This window comes from Pannonibacter phragmitetus DSM 14782 (assembly GCF_000382365.1).
Classification (GTDB): Bacteria; Pseudomonadota; Alphaproteobacteria; order Rhizobiales; family Stappiaceae; genus Pannonibacter; species Pannonibacter phragmitetus.
Genome location: NZ_KB908232.1, coordinates 83,214 through 100,361, shown reverse-complemented (window position 1 = coordinate 100,361; position 17,148 = coordinate 83,214). Strand labels below are relative to the sequence as shown.

General features: G+C 63.0%; 17 protein-coding genes and 1 pseudogene. 16 read left to right on the top strand and 2 right to left on the bottom strand.

What is annotated here, in order from left to right; genetic code table 11:
* The 9 genes and pseudogenes from H163_RS24465 to H163_RS0119320 all read left to right on the top strand — a co-directional run.
* Window positions 1–138: pseudogene (locus tag H163_RS24465) on the top strand (ISAs1 family transposase); the annotation flags it as partial.
* A 341-nt stretch (window positions 139–479) separates the two neighbouring features.
* Entirely contained in the window at window positions 480–767 is a 288-nt protein-coding gene (gatC, locus tag H163_RS0119355; RefSeq protein WP_019966277.1) for an Asp-tRNA(Asn)/Glu-tRNA(Gln) amidotransferase subunit GatC, read from the top strand.
* A 21-nt stretch (window positions 768–788) separates the two neighbouring features.
* Window positions 789–2,261 carry an Asp-tRNA(Asn)/Glu-tRNA(Gln) amidotransferase subunit GatA gene (gene gatA, locus H163_RS0119350; RefSeq protein WP_019966276.1) on the top strand — a complete coding sequence of 491 codons (1,473 nt, stop codon included), beginning with the start codon at window positions 789–791 and terminating at the stop codon, window positions 2,259–2,261.
* Window positions 2,262–2,714: 453 nt separating this feature from the next.
* Complete coding sequence (locus H163_RS0119345; protein WP_019966274.1) at window positions 2,715–3,668, top strand: chymotrypsin family serine protease; 954 nt, start codon at window positions 2,715–2,717, stop codon at window positions 3,666–3,668.
* 71 nt (window positions 3,669–3,739) lie between these two features.
* Window positions 3,740–4,840 carry an NAD(P)/FAD-dependent oxidoreductase gene (locus tag H163_RS0119340; protein ID WP_026356075.1) on the top strand — a complete coding sequence of 367 codons (1,101 nt, stop codon included), beginning with the start codon at window positions 3,740–3,742 and terminating at the stop codon, window positions 4,838–4,840.
* 252 nt (window positions 4,841–5,092) lie between these two features.
* The gene (locus H163_RS0119335) at window positions 5,093–6,676 is read left to right on the top strand and encodes an OpgD/OpgG family glucan biosynthesis protein (RefSeq protein WP_026356074.1); all 1,584 of its coding nucleotides are present in this window, start codon (window positions 5,093–5,095) and stop codon (window positions 6,674–6,676) included.
* Window positions 6,677–6,708: 32 nt separating this feature from the next.
* A complete protein-coding gene (locus H163_RS0119330) occupies window positions 6,709–7,068 on the top strand; it encodes a hypothetical protein (RefSeq protein WP_019966271.1) in 360 nt (119 codons plus the stop codon).
* A 5-nt stretch (window positions 7,069–7,073) separates the two neighbouring features.
* The gene (gene mdoH, locus H163_RS0119325; RefSeq protein ID WP_019966270.1) at window positions 7,074–8,867 is read left to right on the top strand and encodes a glucans biosynthesis glucosyltransferase MdoH; all 1,794 of its coding nucleotides are present in this window, start codon (window positions 7,074–7,076) and stop codon (window positions 8,865–8,867) included.
* A gap of 154 nt (window positions 8,868–9,021) precedes the next feature.
* Window positions 9,022–9,324: a hypothetical protein gene (locus tag H163_RS0119320; RefSeq protein ID WP_026356073.1), complete on the top strand. Its 303-nt coding sequence runs from the start codon at window positions 9,022–9,024 to the stop codon at window positions 9,322–9,324.
* A gap of 27 nt (window positions 9,325–9,351) precedes the next feature.
* Here H163_RS0119320 and H163_RS0119315 read toward each other — a convergent pair whose 3' ends face one another.
* Both H163_RS0119315 and H163_RS0119310 read right to left on the bottom strand, forming a co-directional pair.
* Window positions 9,352–9,606, bottom strand: coding sequence for a DUF6455 family protein (locus H163_RS0119315; protein ID WP_026356072.1), 255 nt, complete (start codon window positions 9,604–9,606; stop codon window positions 9,352–9,354).
* A gap of 147 nt (window positions 9,607–9,753) precedes the next feature.
* The gene (locus tag H163_RS0119310; RefSeq protein WP_019966267.1) at window positions 9,754–10,170 is read right to left on the bottom strand and encodes a hypothetical protein; all 417 of its coding nucleotides are present in this window, start codon (window positions 10,168–10,170) and stop codon (window positions 9,754–9,756) included.
* Window positions 10,171–11,163: 993 nt separating this feature from the next.
* Here H163_RS0119310 and fliK point away from each other — a divergent pair.
* The 7 genes from fliK to H163_RS0119265 all read left to right on the top strand — a co-directional run bounded on the left by fliK (window position 11,164) and on the right by H163_RS0119265 (window position 17,145).
* Window positions 11,164–12,330 carry a flagellar hook-length control protein FliK gene (gene fliK / locus H163_RS0119295; RefSeq protein ID WP_155975139.1) on the top strand — a complete coding sequence of 389 codons (1,167 nt, stop codon included), beginning with the start codon at window positions 11,164–11,166 and terminating at the stop codon, window positions 12,328–12,330.
* Window positions 12,327–12,653: an EscU/YscU/HrcU family type III secretion system export apparatus switch protein gene (locus tag H163_RS0119290; RefSeq protein WP_019966264.1), complete on the top strand. Its 327-nt coding sequence runs from the start codon at window positions 12,327–12,329 to the stop codon at window positions 12,651–12,653. The genes fliK and H163_RS0119290 overlap by 4 nt, the downstream gene beginning before the upstream one ends.
* Before the next feature lie 182 nt (window positions 12,654–12,835).
* On the top strand, window positions 12,836–14,317 hold the full coding sequence (gatB, locus tag H163_RS0119285; protein WP_019966263.1) for an Asp-tRNA(Asn)/Glu-tRNA(Gln) amidotransferase subunit GatB: 1,482 nt from the start codon (window positions 12,836–12,838) through the stop codon (window positions 14,315–14,317).
* A 74-nt stretch (window positions 14,318–14,391) separates the two neighbouring features.
* Complete coding sequence (locus tag H163_RS0119280) at window positions 14,392–14,856, top strand: GNAT family N-acetyltransferase (RefSeq protein ID WP_019966262.1); 465 nt, start codon at window positions 14,392–14,394, stop codon at window positions 14,854–14,856.
* 9 nt (window positions 14,857–14,865) lie between these two features.
* Window positions 14,866–15,207: a HigA family addiction module antitoxin gene (locus H163_RS0119275; RefSeq protein ID WP_051105432.1), complete on the top strand. Its 342-nt coding sequence runs from the start codon at window positions 14,866–14,868 to the stop codon at window positions 15,205–15,207.
* 108 nt (window positions 15,208–15,315) lie between these two features.
* The gene (locus H163_RS0119270; RefSeq protein ID WP_019966260.1) at window positions 15,316–16,032 is read left to right on the top strand and encodes a glutathione S-transferase N-terminal domain-containing protein; all 717 of its coding nucleotides are present in this window, start codon (window positions 15,316–15,318) and stop codon (window positions 16,030–16,032) included.
* Window positions 16,033–16,398: 366 nt separating this feature from the next.
* Complete coding sequence (locus H163_RS0119265) at window positions 16,399–17,145, top strand: GGDEF domain-containing protein (protein ID WP_040679256.1); 747 nt, start codon at window positions 16,399–16,401, stop codon at window positions 17,143–17,145.
* Window positions 17,146–17,148 lie beyond the last annotated feature (3 nt).

Below are 17,148 nucleotides of genomic sequence, written 5' to 3'. Positions count from 1 at the left end.
CAGAACATCGCCCTCCTGCGAAAAATCGCCCTCAACGTCATCCGCTCCCATCCTGACAAGGCCTCAATCAGGCGGAAAATCAAAAAGGCTGGATGGGACGAGGACTTCCTAACATCGCTCATAAGCCATATGCGATAGCCCTGCCTTGAGGGGGAGATGCCCCCGTCAGGGGGCAGAGGGGGGGATGCAGCGTCTCGAAAGAACCGGAAGCCTGTACCGTGCCGGGGCGCTGGCACCCCCCTCTGTCTGCTGGCGCAGACATCTCCCCCTCAAGGGGGGAGAGGGGCGGAGAAGCCGCAGCATAGATCAGAGGCTTCACTGCGGAGTGCTGCAGCAACTACAGTTCAGTTCCGGTATCCATCCATACCGTAAATCATCCGGCCTCCTTCCTCAACTCCCTGCCCCCCTTGCCTTTGGACAAACGCAGCGGAATAAGGGGGCATCTGTCTCCATGAGACCATCCGGCACGAGGAAGCGCCATGTCTGTCGATATCAATACGGTGAAGCGCGTTGCGCGTCTTGCCCGCCTGAAGGTGAGCGATGCGGATGCCGAGCGCATGACCGGCGAGCTGAATTCCATTCTCCAGTTCGTCGAGCAGCTGGACGAGGTGAACATCGAGGGCGTCGAGCCGCTGACCTCCGTGGTGGCGCAGACGATGAAGAAGCGCGCCGATGGCGTGACCGATGGCGGCTATGCCGCCGACGTGGTGGCCAATGCGCCGGCCACCGAAGACAACTTCTTCATGGTTCCCAAAGTCGTCGAATAAGCCGGGCAAGGACATAACATCATGACCGATCTGACCAATCAGACCCTTGCCGAAGCCCGCCGCGGCCTGCGCAACAAGGACTTCACCTCCGCCGAGCTGACGGATGCCTTCCTTTCCTCCATCGAGGGCTCCAACGGCGCAATCAACGCCTATGTCGCCGTGACGGCGGACAAGGCCCGTGCCATGGCCAAGGCATCGGATGAGAAGCTGTCAAAGGGCGAAGGCGGCGCGCTGGAAGGCCTGCCGCTGGGCATCAAGGACCTGTTCGCCACCAAGGGTGACCACACGCAGGCCTGCTCGCATGTTCTGGACGGCTTCAAGCCGACTTACGAATCCACCGTCACGTCCAACCTGTGGGCCGATGGCGCGGTGATGCTGGGCAAGCTGAACATGGACGAATTCGCCATGGGTTCGTCCAACGAGTCCTCCTACTACGGCAATGTGGTCAACCCCTGGCGCAAGACCGGCTCCACCCAGGCACTGGTGCCGGGCGGTTCCTCCGGCGGTTCGGCGGCAGCCGTTGCGGCGAGCCTGTGCCTTGGTGCGACGGCGACCGACACGGGTGGCTCCATCCGCCAGCCTGCCGCGCTCACTGGTACTGTCGGCATCAAGCCGACCTATGGCCGCTGCTCGCGCTGGGGCATCATCGCCTATGCCTCGTCGCTGGATCAGGCCGGCCCCATCGCCAAGACGGTGGAAGACTGCGCCATCCTGCTGAAGTCCATGGCCTCCGTTGATCCGAAGGACACCACCTCCGTCGATCTGCCGGTCCCGGACTACGAGGCCGCGATCGGAAAGTCCGTGAAGGGCCTGCGCATCGGCATTCCGCGTGAATACCGTGTCGAAGGCATGCCGGCGGAAGTGGAGGCTCTCTGGCAGCAGGGCATCGTCTGGCTGAAGGAAGCCGGTGCCGAGATCGTCGACATCTCCCTGCCGCACACGAAATATGCCCTTCCGGCCTATTACATCGTCGCCCCGGCGGAAGCCTCCTCGAACCTTGCCCGTTATGACGGCGTGCGCTACGGCCTGCGCGTGCCGGGCAAGGACATCGTCGAGATGTACGAGAACACCCGCGCCGCAGGCTTCGGCAAGGAAGTGCAGCGCCGCATCCTCATCGGCACCTATGTGCTGTCGGCCGGCTATTACGACGCCTATTACCTCAAGGCCCAGAAGGTGCGGACGCTGATCAAACGCGACTTCGATCTGGCCTTTGAAGCAGGCGTCGATGCCATCCTGACCCCGGCAACCCCGGATGCCGCCTTTGCGCCGGGCGAGTTCTCCGATCCGGTCGCCATGTATCTCAACGACATCTTCACGGTGACGGTGAACATGGCCGGCCTGCCGGGCCTCTCCGTGCCTGCGGGCCTGTCCTCCACCGGCCTGCCGCTCGGCCTGCAGCTGATCGGCCGCCCCTTCGGCGAGGAAACCCTGTTCCAGGCTGGTGCCGTGATCGAAAAGGCCGCCGGCCGCTTCACCCCGGCCCGCTGGTGGTAACATAAGTCTGGCGCTGTCAGGCTAAGATTTCAGACCCGCCGGGGAAACCCGGCGGGTTTGTTTTTGCGAATGAGTGACGGTGGAGCTTGTTTTTCTCAGTAATAAAAATAAGCTCCGTCATGCCATGACTTGATCATGGCATTCATTCCGATGCTCACCCGCATCCATTTTCTCGGGTATGTTTCTTTATTATTGCGCTGAAGGGCTTTCCATTATTTGCTTTCAGGGAACGGTATGGATGCCACGATCAAGTCGTGGCATGACGAATGCTGCTGGCACTTCATATGTGTCTGCATGCTGCAAGCCTCGGGCAAGGTCCGGCCCGTCTAAGCCGTAGAGGCCTGCGCGAAAGCCCTGCGGTGAGTCCCGGCTGTGTTGCCGTCCGTCTTTCACGCCAGCCCCCATGGATGCGTCTCCTCCTAAGGGATAGGGAGCATCTTGAGAGAGACGGCGATGATCGAAGACTATCTGATGCAGGCGCATGGCGCCGTGACGGCCGCCATGCAGACCCGTGGCCAAGGCCACCTGCCGCTGACGCTGGCCTATGTGGACTGGGAAACCGGCGTCCTCACGGCCGGGCTCGATTTCAGGGAAGGTCCGTCCGAGGAGACCTTTGCGCATCTGCGCCATCTCACCTGCGGTCTGCCGCTGCGGCTTCAGCCCTTCACGGCACGCCGGCACATGTCCAATCAGGACCGCATCCGCCCGGTCGTGGGCGGGATCCAGATGGTGGTGAACCGCAGCTATCAGGAGTTCACAGGCACCATCTGCATCGGCTGCAGTTATGATGATGGATCCATCACGCTCAAGCACGGGGTCCTCGTCTCCGGGCATGTGGTCAGCAAGACGAACACGACCGTCTATCAGAACAGCAAGGTACCGCAGGACAACATCGGCAAGGTTCAGGTGATCACCAGCTGGAAGAACGGCAGCTGCGATGCTGCCTTCGTTGCCAAGACTGACGCCGCCGCCGTCACCAAGGGAGAGATCTGGACGGCTGCCGGGCCCTATTTGCGCGTGACGGGTGTTGCGGGGGATGACGTGATCGTGCCCGGCCTTGGTGTGAAGATGCTGGGCATGAACAACGAGGCCCCGCAGGAGGGCCAGGTGGTTGCCACCGGCGTCAGCGTCACCTTCGCCGTGGGCGAATATGACGAGCCGCAGACCCTGACCAATCAGGTTCTGGCGTCCTATGCCTCCGAAGAGGGGGACAGCGGCGGTCCGGTCTACACGCAGGTGGGCACGAGCACCGATGTCACATTCTGCGGCATCAATGTCGGGTCCTGCTCCAACACGGATGTGACCGCGAGCACGCAGACAGTCAAACCAGGAACCTATGGCATCTTCTCCCCCTGGTCTCAGATTGATGCCGCTTTCGGTGGCAATCTGGATGCCCTTTCGGCTTGACGCTGTGAGTTGAGCGCGGTCTTCTGCCAGCCTTTCTGCCGGATTTATTCCTGCCGTTGCTGGAGAAGGCCGTGTTTGACGTGGATGCTGTTGTCATCGGAGCGGGTGCCGTAGGGCTGGCCGCCGCCCGTGCTTTGACCGAAAGCGGGCGCGAGGTCATGGTGCTGGAGCGCCATGGGCTGATCGGCTCGGAGACAAGCGCCCGCAATTCCGAAGTCATTCACGCAGGGATCTATTACCCGAAAGGCAGCCTGAAGGCCGAACTTTGCGTGGAAGGCAAGGAGCGGCTCTATGCCTATTGCGCGGCGCGCGGCATCGGCCACCGGCGCTGCGGCAAGCTGATCGTTGCAACCTCTGAAGAGCAGGTGGCGGAACTGGAAAGCATTGCCGCCCGCGCTGCTGCCAATGGCGTTCATGACCTTGCGTTTCTGACGAGGGCTGAGGCGCAGGCGCTGGAGCCGGCGCTGGCCTGCGAGGCTGCGCTCCTGTCACCGTCCACCGGCATTCTCGACAGTCACGGCTACATGCAGGCACTGGAGGGAGACATCACCTCGCAGGGCGGGCAGATGGTGCTGCACAGCTGTGTGGCCGCAATCCATCACCGCAGCAGTGGCGGCTTCGATTTGCTGATGGAGGGGCCGGAGGGTTACCGGCTGTCCTGCCGTCATCTCGTGGTCAGCGCCGGCCTTTCCGCAATGCGGCTGCTGTCAACGCTGGACGGCTATCCGCAGCGGCCTTTCCACATGGCCAAGGGCAACTATTTCCGCCTGTCCGCCCGCCCGCCGTTCTCGCGTCTGATCTATCCGGTGCCGGAGCCGGGCGGCCTTGGCGTGCATCTGACGCTCGATCTGGCAGGGCAGGGGCGCTTCGGACCGGATGTGGAATGGGTCACGGAGGAGGACTACACGGTCGATCCGGCCCGGGCGGATGGATTTTATGCCGCGATCCGGCGCTATTGGCCGGATTTGCCCGGTGAAGCTCTGCTGCCTGACTATGCAGGTATTCGCCCCAAACTGACAGGTGAAGGAGAGGCTGCTGCAGATTTCCTCATCGAAACTGAGGCTGGCCACGAAATCGCCGGTCTTGTGAATCTTCTCGGGATCGAATCGCCCGGGCTGACCGCTTCAATGGCCATTGGCGCCCGCGTTGCCTTGATTGTTAACGAGCAATGAAGCCTATTTTGCGTTCTGCGAATTACTGCCGCATTTCGTTTCTAAAAGGATGCCAAGGAAGACCGGATTAAGGGTTTGGTATTCCTGTTTTGTGAGGTGTTCAGAAAACGTGAGGTAAAAGGTGCCGCATTGCAGCATTTTGATGGACGAGAGGCCTAAGTATCTCATATTATTGTTGCAACGCTTTGTGTCGTGTGCGACATCCAAGGCCTTCCTGCATCGCTGGTGACCCACTCTCCTCGGGCAATTGACGTGATCGATCGACGCAAGTTTCTTGTGACCAGTTCGCTGTGTCTCGGTTCCCTCGCAGGTGCTCTGGGGCTGACGCCGGGCGTTGCGTTTGCGCAGGATAGCGGTGCAGCCGCCCCTGCAGCTCCCGCCTTTTCCTTTGATGCCATGGTCGAGCAGATGCGCCAGAAGGCGCGCGAAGCCTATCAGGAAAGCGCTGCAGAGCTGCCGGAGCGTTTCGCCACGCTTGATTACGACCAGTACCGCGCCATCCGTTTCCGTCCGGACAAGGCGGTCTGGCGTGATGCGGGTGTGAATTATGAAATGCAGGCCTTTCCCCCGGGCGGGCTCTACAGCACGCCGGTCCAGATCTATGAGGTCGACGGGCCGAACCTGCGTGAGCTGCATTTCACAGGCGCGGATTTCGAATACCGTGAGCCGCTCAATGCATCTGACTTCGAAGGCCAGGATCTTCCCGGCGTCGCCGGTTTCCGGCTGCACTATCCGCTTAACCGTCCCGAGTACAAGGACGAGTTGATCGCTTTCCTGGGCTCCAGCTATTTCCGTGCCCTCGGCAAGGGGTCGATCTACGGCCTGTCGGCGCGCGGTCTGGCCATTGATACGGCTGCCGGGCGTCCGGAAGAGTTTCCGCGCTTCACGCGTTTCTTCATCGAGCGGCCGCAGCCGGGGCAGAACAGCCTCAAGATCTGGGCTGAGCTGGAGAGCGAGCGGGTGACGGGGGGCTATGCCTTCGTGGTAACGCCGGGCATCAATACCGAGGTCGAGGTGGATGCGCGTATTTTCCTGCGCGGCGACGTGGACCGTCTGGGCATTGCGCCGCTGACGTCCATGTATCTGTACGGCGAGAATGACCGGCTGGGGTTCGATGATTTCCGCCCCGAAGTTCATGACAGCGATGGTTTGCTTATCCTTCAGGCGTCCGGCGAGCGGCAGTGGCGGCCGCTGGTCAACCCGCGCCACCTGGCCTTGTCCTTCTTTTCGGCCGAGAAGCCTCAGGGTTTCGGGCTGATTCAGCGGGACCGCAATTTCGAAAACTATCAGGACACGGAAGCCAAATACGAGCGCCGTCCGTCCTTGTGGATCGAGCCGCTGGATGACTGGGGCAAGGGCCACGTGATGCTGGCGGAAATTCCTTCCCAGAAGGAAATTCACGACAACATTGCGGCATTCTGGATCCCCTCGGAGCCTGCGAAGGCCGGTGCCGAGCTGCGCTTCCGCTACCGCATGTATTGGGGCCGCGAACCGGAGCCGGGCACGGAGCTTGCGCAGATCACCGATACCCGCACCGGCCACGGCGGCAGCGCGGCCTCGGATTACGACAGTGCGCTGCGCAAATTCGTCGTCGAATTCAAGGGCGGACCGCTGCTGTCGATTGGCGGCGATGCGGCGCTTGAACCGAAACTTTGGGCTCAGAATGCGGAGGTGCGTAACCCGCAGCTTCAGCAACTGCAGCCGGGGCACTGGCGTTTCATCTTCGACCTTTACAGGGAAGATGCGAACCAGCCGTCCGAAATGAGCTTGTCCCTGTCCTTGAATGGCAAGGCAGTGACAGAGACCTGGATGTACCAATGGAACAAAACGGTTTGAATGGGGTTGTCATGGGAGACCTGGAGGCTTCTATGTCGATTGAAACGGACTTTACCGCAGATGCGGAAGTGTCAGCGGTTTCAGCTGGTTTGGAGTTTGTCAGCACCCATACCGGCCGGGCGGACGTCGAGGATGCCGTGCTTTTGCAGGCGGTAACCGAGACGCTTGCGGTGCTTGGATTGGACCGGACGGCGGAAGATCTGCTTGCGCAGGCTGACCGGGATGCGGCGACGCTGCGTCTGGTTGCCTCCTGCATGGCTCTGCCGCAGCCGCAGGTCGCTCTGGCCATGCCCGAGCATGACCTGCAGGGATATTTCGTTCCGGCCCGCCTGCGTTCGGCTGCTGGTTTCCGCAGCCTTTTCGGTGCTCAGCCGCCGGTGGGTGAGGGCTGACATCCATGATAGGGTCGGGGGAAAGCCGCCTCGCGGTGGCAATCCGGCGTATTGGAGCTTTCGTGCTGGCGGCGACCCTGACGGTTGCCGCCGCTTCCATGTTTGGCACGGTGGTTCAGTCGGACGGGTTTGACTGGGTTGACGTTCTGCGTATTACGCTGATTGTCATCACCGCATTCTGGCTGGCCTGGGGCGCTTGTACGGCGCTGCTGGGTGTGCTTTTCACGCCGCCGCAGGTGCATGCCGTGCAGGGCCGTCCGACCGGGCGGACAGCCATTCTGGTGCCGGTCTACAATGAAGACACCGGTCCCGTTTTTGCCCGGATTGCGGCCATGTACCGCTCCATCGAGGCTGCCGGCTACATCGATCTTTTCGATGTGCATGTGCTGTCGGATTCGACAAAGGCGCCCAGTGTGGCTGCCGAGAACGAGGCCTACCGTTCGGCACTGATCAGCCTGAAGGCGGGCGGGCATCTCTATTACCGCAACCGCAGCCCGAATGTGGGCCGCAAGGCCGGCAATATCGCGGATTTTATCCGCACTTCGGGCGGCGCCTATTCCTACATGCTGGTGCTGGATGCCGACAGTCTGATGCGCGGCGAAACCATCATCGAGATGGTACGCCGCATGGAGGCTGAGCCGAAGCTCGCGCTGCTGCAGGCCCTGCCGCAGGTCATTGGTCTCAGCACCCTGTTTGGCCGGATGCTGCAGTTCTCGGCCGCCTTCTATTCCCCGGTCTTCACCCGCGGTGTGGCAGCGCTGCAGGGCTCTGAGGGGCCGTTCTGGGGCCATAACGCACTCATCCGCGTGCGGGCCTTTGCCGAAAGCTGCGGCATGGGCGCGCTTACCGGCAAGCCGCCGTTCGGCGGGCATATTCTCAGCCACGACACGGTGGAAGCGGCGATGCTGGCCCGTGACGGCTGGACCGTGCGCGTCGACCCGGATCTGGAAGGCTCCTATGAGGAGGCTCCGGCCAATATCGTGGCCTATGCCAAGCGTGACCGGCGGTGGTGCCAGGGCAACCTGCAGCACGCCCGGCTGCTGATCGCGCCGCGCTTCCGCCTGTGGAGCCGCATCTCGATCCTGCAGGGGATCTTCGCCTATCTGTCCTCGCCGATCTGGCTGATCTTCATCATCGCCAGCCTTGCCGCGCCGCTGTTCGCGCCGCCGCCGGTCTATTTCGATGCGTCCTCGCCATTCCCGGTGTTCCCGCATCCGGAGACGACCACGGCTCTGGCGCTGCTGTTCGGCGTGGTGGCGCTTCTGATCCTGCCCAAGGCCATCCTGCTGGTGCGGGCGCTGGTGCGGCGGGATTCCCGCAACTTCGGCGGCGCCATCTGTGTGACCCTGACGGCGTTTCTCGAGCTTGTCTTCACCTCGATGCTGGCGCCGGTACACATGATGTTCCAGAGCCGGTCCGTTTTGCAGATCCTGCTCGGGGCCGATTCCGGCTGGCCTGCGGCTGACCGCGCCGATGGCTCCATGTCCTTCTGGGACAGCATCAAGGCGACATGGTGGATGACCATCGGTGGTGCTGCCGCCATGGTCTTCGCCTATAACTACACACCGGACCTGCAATTCTGGCTGATGCCGATTGCCCTGCCGCTGGTGCTGGCACCGCTTCTGGTCTTCCTCACGTCATCCGTAATGGTGGGGCAGGCTTTCCGCCGGCTCCGACTGTTCGTCACGCCTTTCGAGATGAACCCTGAGCCGGTGATTGCCGATCTTGAGCGCACACTGGAAGCTGGCGCCAATGCGCCCACGACGCCGCTCGCGGCCAAGGCAGCGCAGGCGGTCTGAGCCAGGCAGTGAGTGTTTGACAGTCAAGGCGCGGGGGCAGCTCCCGCGCCTTTTTTGCTTTCCAGGATATGAGCGGTCACCCCGCCTGTGTGAAAACGCCGCGCAGGCCCTGCAAAGGCTCGCCAGCGGAGCGATCGCGGGCTAGAGTGCGCGCATGATTGATGTTTCAGCCATGTGGGCGGATCTTTTCGAATTCGCCGGACTTCTCAATCCGATCGCGCTCGTGATCGGCGCCGTCATGGGCTATTTTGCGGCCCAGCGGCGTCAGATCATCATCGCGGCCTTTGCCGCAGCGGTGTTTTCGCTGATGGCTGACGCGCTGCTGCGCTCCATCGGGCTGCCTCAGTTCGCAGCGCAGGCAGGCCCGCTCGCCGCCTTTCCCTTCCGGTTTGCCGGCGGCGGCATTCTGGCTCTGGTGGTGCACCTTATCGTCCGGCGCAAGGCGCAGAAGGCTTGATGTCAGCACTCTGAGCGGCGGTGTGGATCAGCCGTAGCGGGTCCATTCCTTGAAGAGATTGGCATTCGGGCAGATTGCAGGAGCATGGGCGGCACCTTCCGGATGCGCATCCAGCCACTCCCGGCATTGCTTGGTGTGGCCGCAGCTGAGGCAGCGGGTGGCCGCTACGCGCAGATCATTTGCGCCGCTGAAACCCGCGTTTGGCTTGTTGACGGCACCGATGGCACTCATCATGCGGCCCATCAGTTCAGCACGTTCGTTCAGTCTGTCCATCCAGCTCATGAAACTTCCTCCTGCCGGGCAGCCCCGGATTTGGCTCATATTTCTCCGGCAAACAGCTTTGCGCCTTGACCCCGATCAAGCCAGGCCGAACAATATGCGGGTCAGTGAGCGCAAGTTCGGGGAAGGGCGCATGCCGTGACGCAGGTTTCAACCGGCCAGATGACGCCCACCCAGGCGGCGGGTCCAGCGCTTGAGGCACTGCCCGCCGGTGCGCAGTTGCGCGGTCAGGTGGTGAGCGGCGCGCCTGAGGGCATGATGCGGCTCGCGGTCGGTTCTGCCCGGCTCGATGTGAAGGCGGATCTGCCGCTGCCCGCCGGAACGCCGGTGCTGATCGAGGTCAAGCAGCCTGCCCCCGCCATGCTGCTGCAGGTGAGTGCCGATGAAGCTGCGCTTCAGGGGCGCGGCCAGCCGCAGGTGAATGCGGGTCAAAACGGTGGGGCAGGCGCCAGCCCGGCCACAGGTCTTGCTCCCGGTCAGGCAACGTCCGATGCAAGCCTTCAGGCCCAGCAGCTCAAATCCGCTGCTGCGCTGGATCAGGCTGCAGGCGGCGCCACGCCCGCGCAAGCCGCCCTCCAGACCGGAGCGGCCCAGGCCCGGCCTGTGCTGGCAAATGTCGATCTGTCCACCTTTGTCCTGTTGAAGGCCGATACGAATGCTCCGGCGGCTACGTCTGGGCCGAGCCCTGCGGCCTCTGCATCCGGCTCTGCCGCTTCTGGTTCTCCAGTATCCAGTGCTGCAGCAACCGGTTTGGCTGCGGCTCCCGGCACGCCTGCGGGCGGGCAGGCTGCTGCCTCTGCTCCGGCAGGAGGACAGGGGAGCGTTCAGCCTTCGCCGCAAGCAGGCTTGCAGCCGCCAGCACCTGCCGTCACGGACACGGCAGGGCGCGCTCAACCAACCGCTCAGGCACCCGTTGCAGGTGCGGCACCTTCGGGGATGGCACCGTCTGCGCCGGGCCCGGGGCAGGCCGCAGGAAGTGGAGCTGCCGGATCTCCCGCACAGGTGCCAGCGGCAGGAACGGTGCCCGCTCCTTCAGCTTCTGCCGGGCAGGGCCAGATATCAGGTCAGATACTGGGTCAGACTGTGGGCCAGCAGGCCGGGCCCGGACCCAATCAGGCGGCCAATCCGGGAGCAAGCCCGGTGCCAGCCCAGCCCCAGCCACAGGGGCAGGCCCAGAGTCTGGCCCAAGGTCAGGCAGCCGGTCCGCAGCCTGCTCCATCCTTGCCGTCCGCGCCACCATCCTCCGCTGCCGCAGCTGGCTCCACCGGCACGGGCGCGGAGGGAGTTGGTGCGGCAAAGCCCGCAGTCCCGTCCGCCGCCGGACTGCCGGCCGGAGCGGCCGTGCCTTCCGGGGCTGCTCCCGGTCAGGCCGCTACAGCTCCCGCATCTGGCCTTGCTGCGGCACCTCAGATGGCGCCGGGTCTTGGCCAGTCATCCCCGGCAAATGCCGGTACCGCTGCCTCAAATTCAGCCACAGCCACTGCGCCAGCGCAGATCGCAGGCCCGCCTGCTTCCTTGCCCGCTTCTGGCCCGGCTTCCGGCACCACTATGCAGGGGCCTGTGTCTGTGCCTTCGCCCGCGCCGGCTGCGGCCGGTTCAGGTGCCACACTCGCACGGCCTTCCCTGTCCGGTGCGCAGACGGAGGCGGAGCTTCAGGCTCTGGCGCGCGGGCCGGGGCCCTTGACGGCGGCAGGTGAAGCCGCGCGGGCGCTGGACCCGCAGGCGCTTAAGGCGGCGCTTGCCGAACCGGCGCAGGCTCGCACGGTGCTGTCCGCGCTCATGGCCAGTGCCGGCAAGCTGGACACGGCTGCGCTTCCGCCTGCCGGACAGAAGCTTGTCGAGGCCTTGAAGGGCTTGCAGGCGGATGCGGACAGCCTGTCCGATCCGGCAAGGCTGAAGGCTGCGGTGGATGCAGTTCTCGGGCTTGCCGCATCCGCCACCGGCGCCATGGCGGCCGGTCTGCAGCGCAAGGGCGATGTGCCGCAAAAGACGGACGGCCTGACCATGCTCTTGGTGCGGCTGGCAGGCCTTGCCGATGAGGCTCTGGCCGCCCAGCCGCAGCTGCCCTCCGGCCGCAAGGGGGCGGCACAGGCGGGCCGCGGGGGCATGCCGTCCAGTCTCGATCCGGAAACTGCCGCGGCGCTGGCGCAAAAGACCGGCGCAGAGGTTGGCGAGCGCGTGCGGCTGCAATCCGTCTCGCGCATGGCGGCGGAATATCTGATCCGGGACATGGCGCGGGCCGCAGGCAAGGGCGCCGCGCAGGAATCCCAGGCCGGGCAGGCCCGTGCCGTCTCGGGCGCCACGGCAGGGGCTGCCCCAGCGGGAACGTCCTCAGGTGCACCGGCGGCGCGGCCCGTGGATGTGTCGCTGGATCTGCCGGTGCTGATCGACGGCCAATCGCGGGTCCTCAGCCTCAGGATCTCGCGTGATCCGCAAAATCCTGATGTGCCGGCCGACCCCAAGGGACCGGAATGGCGCGTGCGCTTCAGCCTTGATCTGCCCGAAGGCGGGCTGGTGGAGGCAGCGGCGGGCCTGCGCGGCACCAGCAGCTATGTCACGCTGCGCGCTGCCGAGGACGAAACGCTGGCCGGTTTCCTCAGCCGCCGGGAGACGCTGGCGGCGCTTTTTGCCGATGAAGGGCTGGACTTGGAGGATCTGCGCATCCTGAAGGCAAAGCCTGAAGCCGCTCCGGCCATTGCGCCTCTGCCGCTGGACCGCAGTTCATGAAGAAGACCGAAACGCCGGATCCCGCTACGGAGGGAGTGGCGGCAAAAACTTTGGCAAAACCGCCCCGCAAGCTCGCCATTGCCCTGCATTATGACAACCGCAGCGCCCCGCGTGTTTCGGCCAAGGGCATGGGGCCGGTGGCCGAGCGGATCGTCGAGATTGCCCGGGAGGCCGGGGTGCCGGTCGAGGCCAACTCGCCGCTGGCCGAGGCCCTGTCGCATCTGGAGCTGGACGAGGAAATCCCCGAGGCACTCTATCAGGCGGTGGCGGTGCTGATCAGCTTCATCCTGCGAAAAGGCAAGGCCCCCAATCCGCCCGGCTGACGGCTGGCGGGTTTCATCTGCAATTTCCAGCGGCCGGGCGGGCTCTCCCTCTTGCAGGCAGGGCAAATCCCGTCTAGGCAACAGGAGCGTGCGCCGGCGCAGCCAGACCTCCGGAAACGGGCGGGAAAGGCCTGTGCGGCAGACGCGCAACCCGCCGGAATTTGAACAGGATTAGAGATCAGATGACGATTGTCGAGGCACGCAAGCCCGATCCGAAAAAATTCATCAAGGGAGCCACCGGTGACTGGGAAGTCGTGATCGGCATGGAAGTCCATGCGCAAGTGACCTCCCAGGCCAAGCTCTTCTCGGGCGCCTCGACGGAATTCGGCAATGATCCCAATGCGAATGTCAGCCTCGTTGACGCGGCCATGCCCGGCATGCTGCCCGTGATCAACGAGGAATGCGTGGCACAGGCGATCCGCACGGGCCTTGGCCTGAAGGCGCAGATCAACCTGAAGTCCGTGTTCGACCGGAAGAACTATTTCTACCCGGATCTGCCGCAGGGCTACCAGATTTCCCAGTTCAAGCAGCCGATCGTTGGCGAGGGCATCATCATCCTCGACATGCCGGACGAGCGCGTGGAAGTGGGCGTCGAGCGTCTGCATCTGGAACAGGATGCGGGCAAGTCGCTGCATGACCAGCATCCGACCATGTCCTTCGTCGATCTGAACCGCTCCGGCGTGGCGCTGATGGAAATCGTCTCCAAGCCGGACCTGCGCTCGGCGGACGAGGCCAAGGCCTATCTCACCAAGCTGCGCATCATCCTGCGGTATCTGGGCACCTGCGACGGCAACATGGACCAGGGCTCCATGCGCGCCGACGTGAACGTCTCCGTGCGCCGTCCGGGCGAAGGCTTCGGCACGCGCTGCGAGATCAAGAACGTCAACTCCATCCGCTTTGTCGGTCAGGCCATCGAGTATGAAGCCCGCCGCCAGATCGCCATTCTGGAAGACGGCGGCTCCATCGATCAGGAAACCCGTCTCTATGATGCGGTGAAGGGCGAGACCCGCTCCATGCGCTCCAAGGAAGAGGCGCATGACTACCGCTATTTCCCGGACCCGGACCTCTTGCCTCTTGAGTTCACGCAGGCCTATGTCGATGAGCTGGCCCAGCACCTGCCGGAACTGCCGGACGATAAGAAGGCCCGCTTCGTTGCGGATTACGGCCTGACGCCCTATGACGCGGATGTGCTGGTGGCCGAGAAGGTGTCGGCAGACTTCTTCGAATCCGTTGCCAAGGGCCGCGATGCCAAGATGGCGGCAAACTGGGTGATCAACGAACTGTTCGGGCGCCTCAACAAGGAAGGCCTGACCATCGAGACGAGCCCGGTGAACGCCGGCCAGCTCGGCGGTATCATCGACCTGATCAAGGAAGGAACGATTTCGGGCAAGATCGCCAAGGATCTGTTCGAGATCATCTGGACCGAGGGCGGCGAGCCGGCGGCTGTCGTGGAAGCGCGCGGCATGAAGCAGGTGACCGACCTTGGCGCCATCGAGGCGGTCGTCGACCAGATCATCGCCGCCAACCCGGACAAGGTGGCCCAGGCCAAGGAAAAGCCGACGCTGCTCGGCTGGTTCGTCGGTCAGGTGATGAAGGAATCCAAGGGCAAGGCCAATCCGCAGGCGGTGAACGACCTGCTCAAGGCCAAGATCGGCATCGAGTAACCGGTGCTCTCTGGTTTTTGAAGTTTTCACGCCCCGGACCATGGTTCGGGGCGTTTGCATGTGGAGATAAGGTGATGGACGGATTTCGTATCGAAAAGGCGCGCTCTGAGCATCTGGCGGATATTCTCGCCATCATCAACGCCGGTGCAGTCGGCGCAAGGGAGGACTATGAGAGCAGCGATCCGGAGGACTATCGCGCTGCCTTCGATGCGGTTCTGGCTGCTCCCGAAACGGACATCTATGTGGTGCTGGGCGGGGCAAGCGGCGAAGAGGTTCTGGCCACCTATCAGCTGATCTTCGAGAAGGGCCTTGCCTTTCGGGGGCGCGGCCGGGCGAGCCTTGAAAGCGTCCATACGCGGGCGGATATGCGAGGGCAAGGCATCGGCAAGGCGATGGTGGAACATGCCGAGGCTCTGGCGCGGGCGAGGGGCGCTGCCCTGATCCAGCTCACCTCCAACCGCATCCGCCTCGATGCCCACCGCTTCTATCTGCGCGAAGGCTATGAGCAGAGCCATCTCGGGTTCAAGAAGATGCTTTGAGGTGCTGCGATGACCGAGGCAGTTGAAATAGGAACAGGTACAACAGTGAGCATCCGCATGAAGACACCGGCGCATCCCGGTGGGTTTGTGAAGCATGAAATCACTGAGCCGCTGGAACTGTCGGTAACGGATGCGGCAAAGGTGCTGGGTGTGACAAGGCCGGCGCTTTCGGCCCTTCTGAACGAGCGTGCCGCGCTATCGCCTGAGATGGCGTTGCGTATTGAAAAGGCCTTCGGTGTTTCGATGGAGACACTGATGCGCATGCAGAACAGCTTCGACATTGCGCGCACGCGGCTGAAGTCTGACGAGATTGTGGTGACCCGTTACGAAGGCGGTATCCCAGACGCATGACTTGCCGGGCGGGAGCGGCTGGCCTAGCTTGGCAGGTGAGAGCGGGCATTTGCCCGCGCTGATCCCCTGACCGGATCTCCCGAGCTGATCCCAAGACTGGAGCCCCTGATGCCCGTGACCCAGACTGCGCCCATCGAACTGCATTACTGGCCGACGCCGAACGGCTGGAAGATCTCGATCCTTCTGGAGGAGCTCGGCGTTCCCTACGACGTGAAATACGTCAATATCGGCAAGGGCGAGCAGTTCCGCCCCGAGTTTCTGGCCATTGCACCGAACAACCGCATGCCGGCGATTGTTGATCCGGAAGGCCCGGGCGGCGCGCCCATTTCCGTGTTTGAATCCGGCGCCATCCTGCAATATCTCGGCCGCAAGTTCGGCGCGTTCTATCCGGCAGACGAGCGCAAGCGTACCGATGTGGATCAGTGGCTGATGTGGCAGATGGGAGGTTTTGGCCCGATGCTTGGTCAGAACCATCATTTCCGCATCTATGCGCCTGAAAAGATCCCCTATGCCATGGACCGCTATCTCAACGAGACGCACCGGCTTTATGGGGTTCTCAACAAGCAGCTGCAAGGGCATGACTACGTTGCGGCAGATGAATACACCATCGCCGACATGGCCATCATCGGCTGGGCGCAGGGCTGGAAGAACCAGGGCATGGACCTTGAGGAGTTCCCCCATGTGAAGGCCTGGAAAGCCCGGCTGGAAGAGCGTCCCGCCGTGCAGCGCGGGCTTGCGGTTGGCCGTGAGGAACGCGAACGGCAGGCTTCGCTGGCCGGCGACAAGGACGCGCAGAAAGTTCTGTTCGGCCAGCGCGCCCGCTAATATCAAGGCTTTCGATGCTGACGCATCGCGCCTTGAGAACGCTCAAGCGCCGCACGGGCTTGACCAACTCTCGATGAGTCAAGCTCATCGAGAGTTGGTATCAGCGGTCAGGCTGCGGGGGGGCACGGCCTCCGTGGCCCTGATTGCAGCCGTGGTTGCAGCCATCGGATGAGCGAAGCTTGCGTTTTTATTGTCAAAAATATCAATGAGCCTGCATATTCTGTGCGCCATGTGAGTGTTTAACTGCTGATTTCATTGCTTCTTTATTGTTTTTCCCGATCCTGCCGTCTTGCTGCTGGCGCGCCTTTGCCGCTGGCGCCACTTCAAGATCATGGGAACACGTCAGTGACAGGAAGATTGATCGATATGTCTGCAACCGGGCGTTCGCGTGTCTGGCTGCTTACGGGGTTGATCACGCTGTGTGTCATGCTGCTGGCCGTGATGGCGGACAGCTACAATCTGCCCGACCTTGAGCCGGAGCACCGTTTCTGGTCGCTGGCGATTGCTCTGGTCATGCCCATCGTGACGACGGGACCCTTTTGTTTTGTCGTGTTCAACCGGCTGCGTCAGGCCGCGTTGCGCGAGAAGGAGCTGGAGGCGCTGGCGACAAGGGACAGCCTGACATCCGTTCTCAATCGCGGCGCTTTTACCATGCTGGTTTCCGCCTATCTCGATGATGCGCGCCGTCAGGAACAGACCTCTGAAGGCGCTTTGCTGATCGTGGATGCGGACCATTTCAAATCGATCAACGACACTTTCGGCCACCAGACCGGTGATACCGTTCTCAAGGTGATCGCGCGCGCCATCAGTTCCCCCTTACGCAAAGCCGATCTGGTCGGACGGGTCGGCGGCGAAGAGTTCTGTGTTTTCCTTCCGGGAATCTCCGCTGATGATGCGCGGAGCATTGCCGAGGCGATCCGTTGCAGCGTGCGCGAGGCAGCGCAGCTGCTTCAGGCACCAGTTCCGGCAGTTTCGGTCAGCGTCGGCGGCGTCGCTTTCAGGGAGCCTGTCGCCTATGACCGGTTGTATGAAGTTGCGGACCTGCTGCTCTACAAGGCCAAGAACGGTGGACGTGACCGTATCGAATTTCAGCATTTCGGCGTGCTTGCCTGATTT

Coding starts and splice junctions, on each gene's coding strand:
- gatC (WP_019966277.1), top strand. CDS start 480: ATGTCTGTCGATATCAATACGGTGAAGCGCGTTGCGCGTCTTGCCCGC.
- gatA (WP_019966276.1), top strand. CDS start 789: ATGACCGATCTGACCAATCAGACCCTTGCCGAAGCCCGCCGCGGCCTG.
- H163_RS0119345 (WP_019966274.1), top strand. CDS start 2,715: ATGATCGAAGACTATCTGATGCAGGCGCATGGCGCCGTGACGGCCGCC.
- H163_RS0119330 (WP_019966271.1), top strand. CDS start 6,709: ATGTCGATTGAAACGGACTTTACCGCAGATGCGGAAGTGTCAGCGGTT.
- mdoH (WP_019966270.1), top strand. CDS start 7,074: ATGATAGGGTCGGGGGAAAGCCGCCTCGCGGTGGCAATCCGGCGTATT.
- H163_RS0119320 (WP_026356073.1), top strand. CDS start 9,022: ATGATTGATGTTTCAGCCATGTGGGCGGATCTTTTCGAATTCGCCGGA.
- H163_RS0119315 (WP_026356072.1), bottom strand. CDS start 9,606: ATGAGCTGGATGGACAGACTGAACGAACGTGCTGAACTGATGGGCCGC.
- H163_RS0119290 (WP_019966264.1), top strand. CDS start 12,327: ATGAAGAAGACCGAAACGCCGGATCCCGCTACGGAGGGAGTGGCGGCA.
- gatB (WP_019966263.1), top strand. CDS start 12,836: ATGACGATTGTCGAGGCACGCAAGCCCGATCCGAAAAAATTCATCAAG.
- H163_RS0119280 (WP_019966262.1), top strand. CDS start 14,392: ATGGACGGATTTCGTATCGAAAAGGCGCGCTCTGAGCATCTGGCGGAT.
- H163_RS0119275 (WP_051105432.1), top strand. CDS start 14,866: ATGACCGAGGCAGTTGAAATAGGAACAGGTACAACAGTGAGCATCCGC.
- H163_RS0119270 (WP_019966260.1), top strand. CDS start 15,316: ATGCCCGTGACCCAGACTGCGCCCATCGAACTGCATTACTGGCCGACG.
- H163_RS0119265 (WP_040679256.1), top strand. CDS start 16,399: ATGTCTGCAACCGGGCGTTCGCGTGTCTGGCTGCTTACGGGGTTGATC.